Annotated in this window: 17 protein-coding genes; 13 read left to right on the top strand and 4 right to left on the bottom strand. The window is 39.5% G+C overall.

Translation table 11 applies throughout. The features are described 5' to 3' along the window. The first annotated feature begins 57 nt into the window (after nt 1–57). From STRIC_RS09115 to STRIC_RS09155, 9 genes are all read left to right on the top strand, one after another. Nucleotides 58–1254 carry a phosphoglycerate kinase gene (locus STRIC_RS09115; RefSeq protein WP_008089895.1) on the top strand — a complete coding sequence of 399 codons (1197 nt, stop codon included), beginning with the start codon at nt 58–60 and terminating at the stop codon, nt 1252–1254. 249 nt (nt 1255–1503) lie between these two features. Next, nucleotides 1504–2025: an FUSC family protein gene (locus tag STRIC_RS09120; RefSeq protein WP_008089782.1), complete on the top strand. Its 522-nt coding sequence runs from the start codon at nt 1504–1506 to the stop codon at nt 2023–2025. 75 nt (nt 2026–2100) lie between these two features. After that, nucleotides 2101–2472, top strand: a complete 372-nt coding sequence (locus tag STRIC_RS09125; RefSeq protein ID WP_008089683.1) for a MerR family transcriptional regulator — start codon at nt 2101–2103, stop codon at nt 2470–2472. 36 nt (nt 2473–2508) lie between these two features. Then, nucleotides 2509–3855 carry a type I glutamate--ammonia ligase gene (glnA, locus tag STRIC_RS09130; protein WP_008090340.1) on the top strand — a complete coding sequence of 449 codons (1347 nt, stop codon included), beginning with the start codon at nt 2509–2511 and terminating at the stop codon, nt 3853–3855. Between the two features lie 230 nt (nt 3856–4085). Further along, nucleotides 4086–5744 carry a peptide ABC transporter substrate-binding protein gene (locus STRIC_RS09135; RefSeq protein ID WP_008090345.1) on the top strand — a complete coding sequence of 553 codons (1659 nt, stop codon included), beginning with the start codon at nt 4086–4088 and terminating at the stop codon, nt 5742–5744. A 144-nt stretch (nt 5745–5888) separates the two neighbouring features. Next, nucleotides 5889–6803, top strand: a complete 915-nt coding sequence (locus STRIC_RS09140) for an ABC transporter permease (RefSeq protein WP_008090077.1) — start codon at nt 5889–5891, stop codon at nt 6801–6803. 9 nt (nt 6804–6812) lie between these two features. Then, nucleotides 6813–7844, top strand: coding sequence for an ABC transporter permease (locus STRIC_RS09145; RefSeq protein ID WP_008090116.1), 1032 nt, complete (start codon nt 6813–6815; stop codon nt 7842–7844). Nucleotides 7845–7855: 11 nt separating this feature from the next. Continuing rightward, a complete protein-coding gene (locus STRIC_RS09150) occupies nt 7856–8902 on the top strand; it encodes an ABC transporter ATP-binding protein (RefSeq protein ID WP_008090184.1) in 1047 nt (348 codons plus the stop codon). Further along, nucleotides 8902–9834, top strand: a complete 933-nt coding sequence (locus STRIC_RS09155; RefSeq protein WP_008090050.1) for an ABC transporter ATP-binding protein — start codon at nt 8902–8904, stop codon at nt 9832–9834. Before STRIC_RS09150 ends, STRIC_RS09155 begins: the two co-directional genes overlap by 1 nt. Before the next feature lie 93 nt (nt 9835–9927). Here STRIC_RS09155 and rnjA read toward each other — a convergent pair whose 3' ends face one another. Both rnjA and STRIC_RS09165 read right to left on the bottom strand, forming a co-directional pair. Next, a complete protein-coding gene (gene rnjA / locus STRIC_RS09160; protein ID WP_008090114.1) occupies nt 9928–11607 on the bottom strand; it encodes a ribonuclease J1 in 1680 nt (559 codons plus the stop codon). A gap of 1 nt (nt 11608) precedes the next feature. Then, nucleotides 11609–11839: a DNA-dependent RNA polymerase subunit epsilon gene (locus STRIC_RS09165; protein WP_008090337.1), complete on the bottom strand. Its 231-nt coding sequence runs from the start codon at nt 11837–11839 to the stop codon at nt 11609–11611. 357 nt (nt 11840–12196) lie between these two features. Between STRIC_RS09165 and tsaB the strand changes: the two genes are divergently transcribed. Genes tsaB through tsaD form a run of 3 tightly spaced genes read left to right on the top strand, consistent with a single transcriptional unit; the run spans nt 12197 to nt 14332 of the window. Then, entirely contained in the window at nt 12197–12895 is a 699-nt protein-coding gene (gene tsaB / locus STRIC_RS09170; protein WP_008090405.1) for a tRNA (adenosine(37)-N6)-threonylcarbamoyltransferase complex dimerization subunit type 1 TsaB, read from the top strand. A 2-nt stretch (nt 12896–12897) separates the two neighbouring features. Then, nucleotides 12898–13323: a ribosomal protein S18-alanine N-acetyltransferase gene (gene rimI / locus STRIC_RS09175; RefSeq protein ID WP_008089645.1), complete on the top strand. Its 426-nt coding sequence runs from the start codon at nt 12898–12900 to the stop codon at nt 13321–13323. Next, a complete protein-coding gene (gene tsaD, locus STRIC_RS09180) occupies nt 13313–14332 on the top strand; it encodes a tRNA (adenosine(37)-N6)-threonylcarbamoyltransferase complex transferase subunit TsaD (RefSeq protein ID WP_008089765.1) in 1020 nt (339 codons plus the stop codon). Before rimI ends, tsaD begins: the two co-directional genes overlap by 11 nt. Before the next feature lie 185 nt (nt 14333–14517). On the opposite strand, the gene rpsN is transcribed toward tsaD, so the two are convergent. Beyond that, nucleotides 14518–14787 carry a 30S ribosomal protein S14 gene (rpsN, locus tag STRIC_RS09185; protein WP_008090095.1) on the bottom strand — a complete coding sequence of 90 codons (270 nt, stop codon included), beginning with the start codon at nt 14785–14787 and terminating at the stop codon, nt 14518–14520. Between the two features lie 231 nt (nt 14788–15018). Here rpsN and STRIC_RS09190 point away from each other — a divergent pair, with 231 nt between their 5' ends. Then, entirely contained in the window at nt 15019–15882 is an 864-nt protein-coding gene (locus tag STRIC_RS09190) for an IS982 family transposase (protein ID WP_008090011.1), read from the top strand. A 96-nt stretch (nt 15883–15978) separates the two neighbouring features. Here STRIC_RS09190 and STRIC_RS09195 read toward each other — a convergent pair whose 3' ends face one another. Continuing rightward, nucleotides 15979–16737, bottom strand: a complete 759-nt coding sequence (locus tag STRIC_RS09195; RefSeq protein ID WP_008090364.1) for a GntR family transcriptional regulator — start codon at nt 16735–16737, stop codon at nt 15979–15981. Nucleotides 16738–16789: the final 52 nt, after the last annotated feature.

The following is a 16789-nucleotide window of genomic DNA, read 5'->3' on the forward strand; positions in this document are numbered from 1 at the left end:
TCTCAAGAGAATTGTGATATAATAGATAATATCAAAAATATTAAGGAGTCTATTCATATGGCTAAAATGACTGTTAAAGATATCGACTTAAAAGGAAAAAAAGTTCTTGTTCGTGTTGACTTTAATGTACCTTTAAAAGATGGTGTTATCACTAATGATAACCGTATTTCGGCAGCTCTTCCTACTATCAAGTATATTATTGAAAATGGCGGTCGTGCGATTCTTTTCTCTCACTTAGGACGTGTTAAAGAAGAAGCAGACAAAGAAGGCAAATCTTTAGCGCCAGTAGCTAAAAACTTAGCTGAAAAACTTGGTCAAGAGGTTGTTTTCCTAGGTGCTACACGTGGTGCAGAACTTGAAGATGCTATCAATGCGCTTGAAGACGGTCAAGTCCTATTGGTAGAAAACACTCGTTTTGAAGATGTTGACGGTAAAAAAGAATCTAAAAATGATCCTGAACTTGGTCAATACTGGGCATCACTTGGAGATGGTATCTTTGTAAACGATGCTTTTGGTACAGCTCACCGTGCTCATGCTTCAAACGTTGGTATCTCAGCAAACGTTGATAAAGCAGTAGCTGGATTCCTTTTGGAAAACGAAATTGCTTATATCAAAGAAGCTGTTGAAACTCCAGAACGTCCATTTGTAGCAATCCTTGGTGGTTCAAAAGTTTCAGATAAAATCGGTGTTATCGAAAACCTTCTTGACAAAGCTGATAAAGTTCTTATCGGTGGTGGAATGACTTATACCTTCTACAAAGCCCAAGGTATCGAAATTGGTAACTCACTTGTTGAAGAAGACAAGCTTGATGTTGCCAAATCACTTCTTGAAAAAGCTAATGGCAAATTGATCTTGCCAGTTGACTCTAAAGAAGCTAACGCTTTTGCAGGTTACGATGTTGTTCGTGATACTGAAGGTGAAGCTGTTTCTGAAGGCTTCCTTGGTTTGGATATCGGTCCTAAATCAATCACTAAATTTGAAGAAGCCCTTGAAGGTGCTAAAACCGTTGTTTGGAACGGACCAATGGGTGTCTTTGAAAACCCTGACTTCCAAGCTGGTACAATCGGTGTAATGGATGCTATCGTTAAACAACCAGGTGTTAAATCAATTATCGGTGGTGGTGATTCAGCAGCTGCTGCCATCAACCTTGGTCGTGCAGATAAATTCTCATGGATCTCAACAGGTGGTGGTGCATCAATGGAATTATTAGAAGGTAAAGAATTACCAGGATTATCTGCCTTAACAGAAAAATAAACTTCCATCTGTTGCAAGTCTCTGCAAAATCCTGATTTTGTAGAAAAGGAACAACCCTGGAATGTTAGAGAAAAGGTCGCTCGCGGCCTTTTTTTGTATGAGATGAAAAAGGTAAGTGTTCTACGATTTTCGTTCTGGGATGCCGAACCTTTCTTATTCTTTTTCGGTAATTAGTTTTCAAGTTTTGGCAATCATGTTAGAATAAACAGTATCTATAATGGATAGAAAATAAATGAGGCCTAAGTACAGATGAAGTATCGGTTTGATCCTACAAAATTTAAAATTGGCATGCGAACCTTTAAGACAGGTTTGGCAGTCTTTCTTGTTTTACTCCTATTTTCCTTCTTTGATTTAGAAGGCTTACAGATTGGCGTCTTGACAGCTGTTTTTAGTTTGAGAGAAGATTTTGATAGAACTGTTTCTTTTGGTTTTTCCAGAATTATTGGAAATACGATTGGTGGAATTCTAGCTTTGATTTTTTATTTTTTCAATGCTCTTTTTCATCAGCACATGCTAGTCACCCTGATATTAGTTCCTATTTTAACCATGTTAACGATTATGTTTAATGTGGCCTTTGGCAATAAGTCTGGAATTATTGGAGCAGTTGCGGCACTGCTGATTATCACCTTATCCATTCCTACAGGACAGACCTTTATATATGTTATTTCTCGAGTTTTTGAGACATTTTGTGGGGTCTTTATTGCTATTTTAGTCAATACTGACGTGGATTTGATTAAAAATAAGTGGTTTGGTAAAAAATACTTGAAATGATGTTAGAAAACCTAACATATATACTTGACAGCTAAAACAATTCAGCCTATAATAAGGGGGTGAAAGGAGTTCGTCATGAAAGAAAAAGAATTGAGACGCTCAATGGCAGTCTTCCCTATTGGCACGGTCATGAAGTTAACGGATCTCTCAGCGAGACAAATTCGTTATTATGAAGATCAAGAGCTGATAAAGCCTGAGAGAACAGATGGTAATCGCCGGATGTTTTCGTTAAATGATATGGATAGACTATTAGAAATCAAAGATTTTTTAAATGAAGGTCTAAACATTGCAGCGATAAAGCGTGAATACGCTCGTCGTCAAGACCGCTTGTTGCAAAAGCAAAAAGCCTTGACTGATGCTGACGTGAGACGTATCTTGCATGATGAGCTTCTCAATCAAAGTGGTTTTTCAACCCCTTCACAACATATTGGCAATTTTCGTATCTAAGCGATACTTAGAATGATTTTAAAGGAGACCTATTCAATGGCAATCACAGCAGCTGACATTCGTCGCGAAGTCAAAGAAAAAAATGTGACCTTCCTTCGCTTAATGTTCACTGATATCATGGGAATTATGAAGAATGTCGAAATTCCAGCAACTGAAGAACAATTAGATAAAGTCTTATCCAACAAAGCCATGTTTGATGGCTCTTCAATTGAAGGGTTTGTGCGTATCAATGAATCAGATATGTATTTGTATCCTGATTTAGACACTTGGATTGTTTTCCCTTGGGGAGATGAAAATGGTGCTGTTGCAGGTTTAATCTGTGATATCTACACAGCTGAGGGCAAACCTTTTGCAGGGGACCCTCGTGGCAACTTGAAAAAAGCTTTGAAACATATGGAAGAAGTTGGTTATCAGTCTTTCAATTTGGGACCAGAACCAGAATTCTTCTTATTTAAAATGGATGAAAAAGGTAATCCAACACTTGAAGTGAATGACAATGGTGGTTACTTTGATTTGGCACCAATTGACTTAGCGGATAATACGCGTCGTGAAATTGTGAATGTTTTGACCAAAATGGGCTTTGAAGTAGAAGCTAGTCACCATGAGGTCGCTGTCGGACAACACGAGATTGATTTTAAATACGCCGATGTGTTAAAAGCTTGTGATAATATTCAAATCTTTAAGTTAGTCGTAAAAACCATTGCCCGTGAACATGGCCTGTATGCTACTTTCATGGCGAAACCTAAATTTGGTATTGCTGGCTCAGGAATGCACTGTAATATGTCCTTGTTTACCAAAGATGGTCAAAATGCTTTTTATGATGAACACGATAAACGTGGCATGAAACTGTCAGACGACGCTTACTACTTCTTAGGTGGACTGATGAAGCATGCTTATAACTACACAGCTATCACTAACCCAACAGTGAATTCTTACAAACGTCTTGTTCCAGGCTATGAAGCACCTGTTTATGTGGCATGGGCAGGAAGTAACCGCTCACCACTTATCCGCGTTCCGGCATCACGTGGTATGGGAACCCGTTTGGAATTGCGTTCGGTGGATCCGACAGCTAATCCTTATTTAGCCTTGGCTGTTCTTTTGGAAGCTGGTTTGGATGGTATCATCAATAAAATTGAAGCACCACAACCAGTGGAAGCTAATATCTATACCATGTCTGTGGAAGAACGTAATGCAGCTGGTATTGTGGATCTGCCATCTACTTTGCATAATGCCCTAAAAGCTCTTCAAAAAGATGAAGTGGTTCAAGCCGCACTTGGTAGTCATATTTACACTAACTTCTTAGAAGCAAAACGTATTGAATGGGCATCTTATGCCACATTTGTCTCACAATGGGAAATTGATAACTACCTACACAATTATTAGAAAATAAAAATCCGCTCAACTTTTTGAGTGGATTTTTATTAATTTATTCATGTGTTGTGATTATTTATGAATAAAATGCTTTTAAAACGCTTATTTATAGATGAAAAAAATTTATCAAAAAACATAAAAATAAAATAAAAAATTTTCAGATAAATGTGTTTCCTTTTTTAAGAATTGTGATATAATTTAATCTATCAATTTATTTGATCATTTCACTAGGAGGTCTTTATATGACAAGATTACAATCAGCTACATGGAAACGTGTTGGATTCGGCACATTAACCCTTGCCTCTGCCGTCCTTTTAATGGCATGTGGCAATAAATCAACGGCTACGTCCTCTAACAAGGATGAAATTAGCTGGTACACTCCGACTGAAATTATCACCTTGGATATTTCAAAGAATACAGATACCTATTCTGGTCTAGCCATTGGTAACTCAGGGAGTAACCTTCTTCGTGCAGATGAAAAAGGAAAATTACAACCTGATTTAGCTAAAAAAGTAGAAGTTTCAGAAGATGGCTTAACTTACACCGCAACTTTAAGAGATAACCTAAAGTGGTCTGATGGCAGTAAATTAACAGCCGAAGATTTTGTTTATACTTGGAGACGTATGGTTGATCCTGCTACCGCCTCTGAATATGCTTATCTAGCAACAGAAGCTCATCTTGAAAATGCAGAAGAAATCAATAGTGGTAAAAATAGCGATTTGAGCTCACTAGGTGTTAAAGCTGATGGCGATAAAGTTATCTTTACTTTAACTAAACCAGCACCACAATTTAAGAGCTTGCTTTCATTTGGTAACTTTGTACCACAAAAAGAATCTTTTGTTAAGGAAGCTGGCAAAGACTACGGCACATCTTCAGATAAACAAATTTACTCAGGACCATATACAGTTAAAGACTGGAATGGAACAAGCGGAAGCTTTAAACTGGTTAAAAACAAAAACTACTGGGATGCTAAGCATGTCAAAACAAAAACCATCAAAATTCAAACTGTTAAAAAACCAGATACAGCCGTTCAAATGTATAAGCAAGGTAAGCTAGACTTTGCTAATATCTCAGGAACACCAGCTATCTATAATGCTAACAAAAAGAACAAAGATGCTATTCCTGTCTTAGAAGCTACCACAGCTTATATGGTCTACAACCAAACTGGCTCTGTTGAAGGCTTATCAAATCTTAAAATCCGTCAAGCACTGAACTTGGCTACTGACCGTAAAGGCATTGTCTCAGCAGCTGTAGACACTGGATCAAAAGCAGCGACTGCTATTGTACCAACTGGCTTAGCTAAACTTAAAGATGGTACTGATTTAACCAAACACGTTTCACCTGGTTACAAATATGATGAAAAAGAAGCTGCTAAACTCTTCAAAGAGGGGCTTTCAGAATTAGGAAAAGACTCACTTAAACTAACGATTACAGCAGATGCGGACAATCCTGTTGCCAAAGCCATGATTGACTACATCAAGGAAACTTGGGAAAGTGTTCTTCCAGGTTTGACCGTTGAAGAAAAATTTGTGCCATTCAAACAAAGGTTAGAAGATACTAAAAATCAAAACTTTGAAGTGGCTGTTGCTCTTTGGGGTGGTGACTATCCAGAAGGATCAACTTTCTATGGTTTGATGAAATCAGATTCTTCTTATAACTACGGTAAATTCTCAAACCAAGCCTTTGATAATGCTTATGAAAAAGCTTTAACAACTGATGCTTTAGACACTAAAGCAGCTGCAGATGATTATAAAGAAGGTGAAAAAGCTCTTTATGAAGCAGCTAACTATAACCCACTTTACTTCCGTAGCGGCCAAGGCTTACAAAATCCTAGCCTAAAAGGACTCATCCGTAACACTACTGGTTTAAATGTTGACTTTACATACGCCTACAAAAAATAAGATCCAAATGCGTCATAGCAAGAAAACTAAAACGTCTGTATAGAGATGATCAAACAGCTTTAAGGATAGGTTTTAAAAGGCTATTGTAACGAAATATGGCAAGAATTGGTGATAGCCAGTTCTTGCTTTTGTTAGAGGGAAAATATGACAAAATATCTATTAAAACGTGTGGCCATTTTATTAGCTACACTTTGGGTTGTTGTGACCCTTTCGTTCTTCCTGATGCAGGTCATGCCAGGAACACCTTATAATAATCCGAAATTAACGGATGAAATGATTGCCATGATGAATAAACAATATGGTTTGGATAAACCCTTGTGGCAACAGTACCTAACTTATCTGGTCAATATATTGCACGGTGATTTTGGCACCAGCTACCAGTCTATCAACCAATCGGTGACAAAACTTATCAGTCAACGTTTGGGCGTTTCTGTTCACTTGGGCTTGCAAGCATTGGTGGTTGGAATCACCTCAGGACTTTTTGTTGGGGCAGTTTCAGCTCGTAACAAAAATAACAAAATTGATGGGGTCTTGAGTGTGGTCTCTACGCTTGGAATATCGGTACCTGCCTTCATTATTGGTTTGTTACTATTGGACTATTTTGGATTCAAATGGGCTCTTTTACCGTTATCTGGTTGGGGTACTTTTGGACAGACCGTTTTGCCAACTTTGGCCTTAGCGATACCTGTTTTTGCTCAAGTGACACGTTTTTTCCGAAGCGAGATGATTGAAACCTTGAATTCAGATTATATTCAGCTAGCTAGAGCTAAAGGTTTGAGTAAGCGTCAAGTGACCAAAAAACATGCTTACCGTAATTCCATGATTCCGGTATTGACCCTTGTGGGACCTATGGCAGCTAATATTTTGACAGGTTCAGCCTTGATTGAGCAGATTTTTTCCATTCCTGGAATCGGGCAACAATTCGTTTCTTCGATTCCGACAAAGGATTATCCTGTCATTATGGGAACAACCATTGTCTATGCCTTGATGCTTATGGTGGCTATTTTGATCACCGATATTATTATTAGTATTGCCGATCCGCGCGTGCGTTTGGGATAGGAGAGTGTTATGCTAGAAGATACAAAATCATTTCAACTTGTGGGAGCAGGTAGCTCTGACTCACAAGAAAAGATACAAAAGCCAGCACTATCTTTTCTTCAGGATGCTTGGCGTAGGCTAAAACATAATAAATTAGCAGTGATTGCTATGGGATTTTTAGTTCTTTTACTATTGTTTTCACTAGGGTCTTCTTTGGTGGTCTCTAAAAAGGATGCTAATGCCTTTAAGAGTAAAGAAGTCAGTGTTTATCGTAATTTACCACCTAAGTTGAGTGACAGTTTACCATTTTGGAATGGGAGCATTACTTATGCCGGAAATACAGAAGCTAATGATGCTTATGCGGATCAAGGGGTTCCAGAAGGTCAAAAATTTCTTTTAGGAACTGACAATCTTGGTCGTAGTCTTGGCAAACGTATTACCGTAGGGATTCGTATTTCATTATTGATTGCGGTTGTAGCTACCTTAATTGACTTGGTCATTGGGGTGACCTATGGCTTGGTCTCTGGTTTTACGGGCGGTAAAGTTGATACGGTCATGCAACGGATTATCGAGATTATCTCTTCGATTCCTAATCTGGTTATTGTGACCATGCTTGGTCTTTTACTTGGAAATGGGGTCATGTCTATTATTATTTCCATTGCTATTGTGGGGTGGACATCAATGGCCAGACAGGTTCGTAATCTGACGCTCTCTTATCGCGAACGGGATTTTGTTTTGGCCTCACGTGCGCTTGGAGAAAGTCATTTTAAGATTGCCTTTAAGCATATCTTGCCAAATATTTCAGGGATTATCATTGTGCAAATCATGATGACGGTTCCAAGTGCCATCATGTACGAGTCTGTTTTATCGGCTATTAATCTAGGGGTAAAACCTCCAACAGCGTCACTTGGATCTTTGATTACTGATGCTCAAGAAAACTTGCAATATTACCCTTATCAAGTCTTGCTACCAGCAATGGCTTTGGTCTTCATTTCATTGGCCTTTATTCTTTTGGGTGATGGGCTTCGCGATGCCTTTGATCCAAAATCAAGTAACGATTAGGAGGATGTCAGATGACAGAAGAAATAATTTTAGATGTTAAAAACCTCCACGTTGATTTTAAAACCTATGCTGGAGACGTTAAAGCCATTCGAGATATTCATTTTACCTTAAAAAAAGGGGAAACCTTGGCTATTGTAGGTGAGTCTGGCTCTGGAAAATCAGTGACCACGCGTACCTTGATGGGCTTGAATGCTAAAAATGCAACTATTTCTGGTGAAATCAACTTTAAGGGCAAACGTTTAGATGCTCTAAAAGAAGAAGAATGGGTCAAATTACGAGGCAATGAGATTGCCATGATTTTTCAAGATCCTATGACCAGTCTAGATCCTACCATGAAAATTGGCATGCAGATTGCAGAAGCCATTCTCATTCATCAAAAGATTTCCAAAAAAGAAGCTTTAGAGCGCGCCTTGGAATTGATGACACAAGTTGGGATTCCAAATGCTGAGGAACATATCAATGATTACCCTCACCAATGGTCAGGTGGGATGAGACAGCGTGCTGTTATTGCCATTGCACTAGCAGCTAACCCTGAAATCTTAATCGCTGATGAGCCAACTACAGCTTTGGATGTGACCATTCAAGCACAGATTCTGAAGTTGATGAAAGACATTCAAGCCAATACTTCCTCGTCCATTATTTTTATCACCCATGATTTAGGGGTGGTGGCTGGTATGGCAGACCGTGTAGCGGTGATGTATGCTGGTGAAATTGTTGAATATGGAACCGTTGATGAAGTCTTTTATAATCCGCAACATCCTTACACATGGGGATTGTTAAACTCAATGCCAACAACCGATACAGAAGCAGGAAGCTTGGAATCTATTCCTGGAACACCGCCGGATTTATTGAACCCACCTAAAGGAGACGCTTTTGCGGCTCGTAACGAATTTGCTTTGGATATTGACCATGTAGAGGAACCTCCAATGTTTAAAGTTAGTGATAATCATTACGCAGCTACTTGGTTACTTGATGAGCGTGCACCACAGGTCACTCCGCCTTTACAAATTCAAAAACGATGGGCCAAGTGGCAAAGAATGAAAGGAGGCGAGGCTTAATGGTAGAAACACGTAAAAAATTAGTAGAGCTAAAAAATGTCTCCCTAACCTTTAATAAAGGCAAAAAAAATCAAGTTAAGGCTATTGATAATGTCAGTTTTGACATCTATGAAGGAGAAGTCTTTGGACTGGTTGGTGAATCGGGTTCTGGAAAAACAACGGTAGGCCGTGCCATTCTTAAATTATATGATATCAATGAGGGTGAGATTATCTTCAATGGTGACAAAGTCTCACATCTTAAAGGCAAAGAGCTTCATCAATTTCGGAAAAATGCCCAAATGATTTTCCAAGATCCTCAGGCCAGCTTGAATGGTCGTATGAAGATTAAAGATATTGTGGCAGAAGGATTGGATATTCACAAGTTAACCAGTTCTAAAGAAGAACGCGAAGAACGTGTTCAAGAGCTGTTAGATTTAGTTGGGTTAAATAAAGATCACCTTACTCGTTACCCTCATGAGTTCTCTGGGGGGCAACGTCAGCGGATTGGTATTGCCAGAGCTTTGGCGGTTAAACCTAAATTTATCATTGCTGATGAACCGATCTCAGCACTAGATGTGTCCATTCAGGCTCAGGTAGTTAACTTGATGCAAAAATTGCAACACAAACATGGCTTAACCTATCTCTTTATTGCCCATGACCTTTCCATGGTCAAATACATTTCAGATCGTATTGGGGTTATGCACTGGGGCAAACTGCTAGAGATTGGAACAGCAGATCAAGTCTATCATAACCCTATCCATCCTTATACCAAGAGTCTCTTATCGGCTATCCCAGAGCCTGATCCTGTGAAGGAACGTCAACGGGTAGCAGAAGTCTATGATCCTAGTCAAGAGCTCGATGGTCAGGAACGTCACATGCATGAAATCAGTCCTGGACACTTTGTTTTAGCAACAGAAGCTGAAGCACAGGCTTACAGAGCTGAGCAACTCTAAATCAAAAAAATCCCTTAAGTTTATTGACCTCACTTAAGGGATTTTTGCTATCAAAAAACACGAGCTTTCTAGCTCGTGTAGACCTGTTAAATATTAATTATCAGGTGTCAGCACCATTGGAATAATAATCGGTTCACGCTCTGTCTTTTCGTATAGGAAAGGACGAAGTGCGTTAACGATGGCACCATTAACCGATTGGATACTAGCATCTTTATTTTTTAAAGCGATACGAATAGCATTAAAGAGGACGCGTTGGCTTTCACGGATTAAATCTCCAGATTCACGCATGTAGATAAAGCCACGACTGAGAATATCTGGTCCTGCCAAAATCATTTGTGTCTCAAAATCAACAGTTGCTACCGCAAGAACAACACCATCTTCAGAAAGATCGCGACGATCACGCAAAACAGCTGTTCCGATATCGCCGATACCGTTACCATCAACATAGATATCTTGCGCATTAAAGCGACCTGCTAAGCGAGCACTATCGCTGGTTAGGGCTAAGACATCACCATTTTCCATGATAAAGATGTTTTCTTCTGGAATACCCGTATCAACAGCCAATCCAGCATGGACTTTTTGCATACGGTATTCGCCGTGGACGGGCATAAAGTATTTTGGTTTAATCAAGCGCAACATGAGTTTTTGCTCTTGTTGGCCACCGTGACCAGAAGTATGAATGTTATTAATCTTACCATGAATCACGTCAACACCAGCTTCTTGAATAGTGTTGATGAGCTTATTGACACTAGTGGTGTTTCCTGGGATTGGACTAGAAGAAAAAATAACGGTGTCGCCTGGTTGAAGGCTGACTTGTCGGTGGGTACCATTAGCAATTCTAGCTAAGGCTGCCATCGATTCTCCCTGACTACCCGTACACATGATCAAGACTTCATTGGCATGATAGTTCTTAAGTTCGTTAGGCTCAATGAAGGTTCCTTTCGGGACTTTGATATAGCCAAGCTCAATCCCGTTGACGATTGCTTTTTCCATGGAGCGTCCGAAAACAGCGATTTTACGACCGGTTTTAACAGCTGCTTCAGCTGCCTGTTGTAAACGGTAGATATTGGAGGCAAAAGAAGCAAAGATGATACGTCCGTGAATGCCTTCAATGATTTTTAAAATGGACTGACCAACCACTTTTTCAGAGTTGGTAAAGGTCGGCACCTCAGCATTTGTCGAATCAGATAAAAGACAAAGAACGCCGTCCTCACCAAGGGCTGCCATGCGATGAAGATCAGCTGGATCACCAACGGGTGTAAAGTCAAACTTGAAATCTCCGGTACAGACAATTTTACCTTGAGGGGTATGAATCACAATTCCTAGAGGCTCTGGGATAGAGTGTGTTGTCCTAAAGAAAGTGACACTCATATTTTTAAAGGTGAGCTCAGTGTTATGGTTAATTTCGTAGAGAGTAGCATCACGAAGTAAGCCGTGTTCTTCTAATTTGCCACGAATAAGGGCTAAAGCCAATGGTCCTGCATAGATGGGCACATTAGCTTGTTTAAGAAGAAAAGGAATCCCACCAATATGGTCTTCGTGTCCATGGGTAATGACTAAGGCTTTGACACGATCAAGATTATCGACAATGTAAGAGTAATCTGGAATAACGTAATCAATCCCAAGTAAGTCATCTTCAGGAAACTTAATACCGGCATCGACAATGATGATTTCATCTTTGTATTCAATCCCATAAGTATTTTTTCCAATTTCCCCAAGTCCACCGATGGCAAATACCCCAACTTCATTAGGTTTTAAACTGATATTTGTCATCTTAGAACTCCGTTAATTCAAAAACACCGGTCTCTTTTTCGTATTCGAGGTGTTTATCTGAGAGAAGCTCAATAAACTCAACATTATATCCTGTTTTTTCCTCGACTAATTTGCGGGCTTTGATACGGCCATCTAATTCGTTATCAGCTGTAATGTCTAGGTAAAGAGCTTGAGTGTTCTCGCGGCGTGGGCTACGTTCTTTTGTTTCTTGATAGAAAACTTTATAAATCATGTGTGGTATCTTCCTTTCGTTGTGAATCAATTATCCAAACAATAACAAATAGGTCAAAGCTAGAGACTATTTCTTTGACGACTAACTATAAGGACACCCTCAACTTTAGCTTTGGTAAGCACTCCTTTAACTCAACAAGCTTTTCTTGTGGGGCTTAAAAGAGAAATATAGGGTGTTAATCATTGTGTAATAGATTTAGACCTGATTCTGTGCAATTACTAGAATTATACCATATAATCAGCTTTTAGTAAAAAGTTTCGTCGAAATACTTAGCCACTAGCTTAAGCTGGCATTTTTGTTCAAGTATTAGGTTTTGTGTTATAATGGTCAATAGAATTGACAGCAGAAAGGCCAAAAATGAAGATACTTGCATTTGATACCTCAAATAAAACCTTATCGGTAGCTATATTAGAAGATCAGCTCCTCTTAGCTGATATGACAATTAATATTAAAAAAAACCATAGTGTCAGCCTCATGCCAGCTATTGATTTTTTGATGTCTTCTGTTGATCCCAAGCCTCAAGATCTCGATCGTATAGTCGTGGCTCAGGGTCCAGGTTCTTATACTGGTCTTCGAGTTGCAGTGGCCACAGCTAAAATGCTAGCTTACAGCTTATCGATTGATTTAGTAGGCGTTTCAAGTCTTTATGCTTTGGCATCTCAGGTTTCAAGTCGCTATCCAGATGCCTTGGTGATTCCTTTGATTGATGCTAGAAGACAAAATGCTTATGTTGGCTGTTATCAAGATAAGCAAGCAATCAAAGAAGATAGTCATCGTCCATTGGATGCACTCTTATCAGAATTGTCCAGTGAAAAAGATCTGATTTTTGTGGGGGAAGTAGCTGCTTTTGAAGAGCTTATCACAGAAAAATTACCACAGGCTCGCATTCAAGCCACTTTACCAAGTGCTTTTGAATTAGGTCTATTAGGACAGACCTTGCCAAGAGAGACAGTCTCTGCCTTTGTTCCTAACTACCTTAAGCGAGTGGAAGCTGAAGAGAATTGGTTAAAAACACACCAAGAAACCAGTCCAGAAGACTATATTAAGCGAGTGTGAGCATGTTGTCGATTGAGGAAAAAGCAAAAGCTGTTTACAATCTTTTGAGTCAGGTCTACCCCCATTCCCCTTGGCAGCTATCTCAGATTATAGCTGACATGCAACAAGAACAGGTTGATTATTTTCTGATATTTGAAGGAGACCTTTTGGTGGCATTTCTAGCCATTCAAAATCTTGTTGGGGAAATTGAAATTACCAATATTGCTGTCTTACCAGATTATCAAGGTAAGGGCTTAGCTTCACGCCTGATGGGGAACCTCTCAGATGCTAGTGAAAGTGTTTTTTTAGAGGTCAGAGAATCTAACCATAAGGCGCAAGCCCTCTATCGCAAACATGGTTTTGAGTGTGTTGGCAAACGTCCAAACTATTATAAAGAGCCAGCAGAAGCTGCATTGATTATGAAACGAGAAGGAAGTCATGACAGATAGATACCTTTTAGCCGTGGAGAGTTCATGTGATGAAACCAGCGTTGCTATTTTAAAAAATGATCATATCTTATTAACGAATATTATTGCAAGTCAGGTGGAAAGCCATAAGCGATTTGGAGGAGTAGTCCCTGAAGTTGCTAGTCGTCATCATGTGGAAGTGATTACCACCTGTTTTGAGGATGCCCTTAAAGAAGCTAATATCACGGCCAAGGACCTTGATGCTGTGGCAGTTACTTACGGGCCAGGACTAGTAGGATCTCTTTTGGTTGGCCTCACTGTGGCTAAAGCCTTTGCTTGGGCTAATGGCTTGCCACTTATTCCTGTCAATCATATGGCAGGGCACCTTATGGCTGCGCGTGAGCAAACAGAGCTAGTGTACCCCTTGATGTCCCTCTTGGTTTCTGGGGGTCACACAGAACTAGTCTATGTCACAGAGCCTGGAAACTATCACATTGTCGGAGAAACACGTGATGATGCTGTTGGAGAAGCTTACGATAAAGTAGGTCGTGTCATGGGGCTTACCTATCCAGCTGGTCGAGAAATTGATCAGTTGGCCCATCAAGGAAAGGATATCTATCAGTTTCCACGCGCTATGATCAAAGAAGATCATTTGGAATTCTCTTTTTCTGGACTGAAATCTGCCTTTATCAACCTTCATCACAACGCCAAACAAAAAGAGGAGACCTTGGTTTTGGAAGACCTTTGTGCTTCGTTCCAAGCGGCCGTTTTAGATATTTTATTGGCAAAAACCAAGAAGGCTTTGGATCGCTATCCTTCTAAGATGCTTGTGGTAGCTGGAGGGGTGGCAGCCAATCAAGGACTAAGAGAGCGCTTAGCTCAAGATATCACTGAAGTCCCAGTGATTATTCCGCCCTTACGCCTCTGTGGGGATAATGCTGGCATGATAGCTCTAGCAGCAGCAGTCGAATACGATAAGGGGCATTTTGCTGGTTTGGATTTGAATGCTAAACCAAGCTTAGCTTTTGATAATTATGACGAAAAAGCTTAACGTGAAAATCATATAGTAATGTCAAAAACCACGCCAGATGCTTCGTGATAGCATTTCTAGACGTGGTTTTTTTGATTGTTAGCAAAAAAGCAAAAAAACAGCTCGGCATCTTGGCATACCGAACTGTAATGATGATAAATAATTGGCTTCTATGATTACTAAAAATTAAACAAGGTGAGTCAAGCTTACCAGCTGGCTTTAGTGACGCCAGGAAGCTGTCCTTTGTGAGCTAAGTCACGGAAATTGATACGGCTAACACCAAACCTACGCATGTAAGCATGAGGACGGCCGTCAATTTTATCGCGGTTCTTCAAGCGGTTTGGATTTGAATCACGAGGCAATTTGCGAAGTGCTTCATAGTCACCATTGGCTTTAAGTTCGCGACGAAGGTCAGCGTACTGTTCAATCAGTTGGAGCTGCTTTTGGTATTTAGCAATTTTTGACTTTTTTGCCATTGCTTTCTCCTTCTTAATATTTAATAACCTCAGAGTCGTTATCAGCGCTCTGAATTCCCTTAACTGGTATTTAACCAGTTAAGGGAACGTGTAACCATTATACAATAAATAAAAGGAAAAGCAAGCAAAAAAATTAACTAGTTACCCGTGGTGCTAGTTAATCTCAAAATACAATAAAAAGCCCAAAAGGACTATACTGTAAGTGCCTACACAAACAGGAGGTTAGTCCAAATGAGCCACTTACAGTATACAGCTAAATCCCATCACTTACAATGGAATATGCGTCAATTATCAAAAATTTGTTCTCAGTTTTATCAAGATTATTGTCCGGAAGACTTCAAACACCGTCGTAACGTCTGTCTGTCCAAAGTTTCAGACCAATCTCTTCTAGTTTTACTGCTATTACAAGCTGAACTAGGTATTAAATCACAACGTCACTTTTATAGGATTTGTCAGCTATTTCCCTGCGGTACATTACTAGAAAGAAGTCGCTTTAATAGGCGTGCAAGAAAGTTGATTTGGCTGGTTCAAGTGATTCGTCAGGCAATGAACACTCAAATTTCTCCCAATACCATTGTTATTATAGACAGCTTTCCTTTGCCACTTTGTCAATCTATTCGTAACCACAGGGTCAGACTTTTCAATGGGATAGCTAATATTGGTTACACCGCCTCTAAACATATGTGGTTTTACGGTTTTAAGGTTCACATGCTAGTGACCTTATCAGGCTACATTCTGAATTATGTTGTCAGCCCAGCCTCTGTTCATGATATTAAGGCAGTTTACGAGTTGCTAGAAAGGTGTGAACAATCCGTCATTTTAGCAGACTTAGGTTACCTTAACCGTGAGCTGAAAGATGAGTTGAAGCAAAATGGCTATCACCTCTGGACTCCCTTGCGTCAAAATATGGAAGGGGCTAAACAGCATAATCATTGGAAACTAATGGCTATGAGACGAACCATTGAGACTAGATTTTCAGAACTTTGTTCCCTTTTTGATATGGAACGAACACTGGATAGGGGCATGACAGGGCTGCAATTGAGGATTGAACAAATCATACTAGCTTACAATTTGAGATATTTTGAAATTAACTAGCACCATGGGTAACTAGTTATCTTTTTTTAGCCATAATATCAAAAAACTCCATATCTAAATATGGAAGTCAGGTATTAATAATTATCTAAAGGGTAGTTAATGAGTGTCGCTTTGGCAACTTTGAGATTGAATGTTTAAGTCAAATAAATCAGCTGGGATATAGTGTTTATTTGTCACTAGGACCTTTTTCCCTTTAAAGACACTTTCTTGAATCAGAATAAAAGCACTGTCTTCAGATAAAGTATATTTGGTAGCAGTGTAGTTACCGGTATTAGTATAGCTGATTTGATTGTGGGCATGAGTGGCATTGCCTGATTGGTAAAGTTTTTCTTCTAAAAAAGACTGAATAGCTTCTTCGTGATTGAGATCGATGCCAAAATCAGAAATGACCTCAACTGGAATAAAGGATAGGCTGTAAGCGATGACTTTATCATGAGAATGATACCAACGGTCAACAATGACTACTACAGGTGTTTCTTGTTGTAAAGAGGCATTAATGGCAACGGTAGGAACCTCAATACGAAATTCTAGCTCAATTCTGGTAATGTCAGCTGATAATCCGACATGAACAGGATGCTGAAGACATTCCAATCCCTGATGACAAGCACTCTCAGGGTGTTTTAGGATAAAATTACCCTTACCCCTAATGTTTTTGATTAAGTGATCTTCTTGCAAGAGAGCTAATGATTTTCGAAGAGTCATCCGACTAACATTGAGTTGTTCAGCTAGCTCTGGCTCTGATGGTAGCTGCATGCCAGGACTGTAAGTACCGTCTTGGATGAGTTGGAAAATTTTATTGTAGACTTGTACGTGTTTGAGCTTTTTGAGCTTGGTACTTAACTCATGGGCTGACATTTGACTTACCTCATCATAACTTTTGTCGTTTAACTTGTCTAAAAAAGAGTTG

Source organism: Streptococcus ictaluri 707-05, assembly GCF_000188015.2.
GTDB lineage: Bacteria > Bacillota > Bacilli > Lactobacillales > Streptococcaceae > Streptococcus > Streptococcus ictaluri.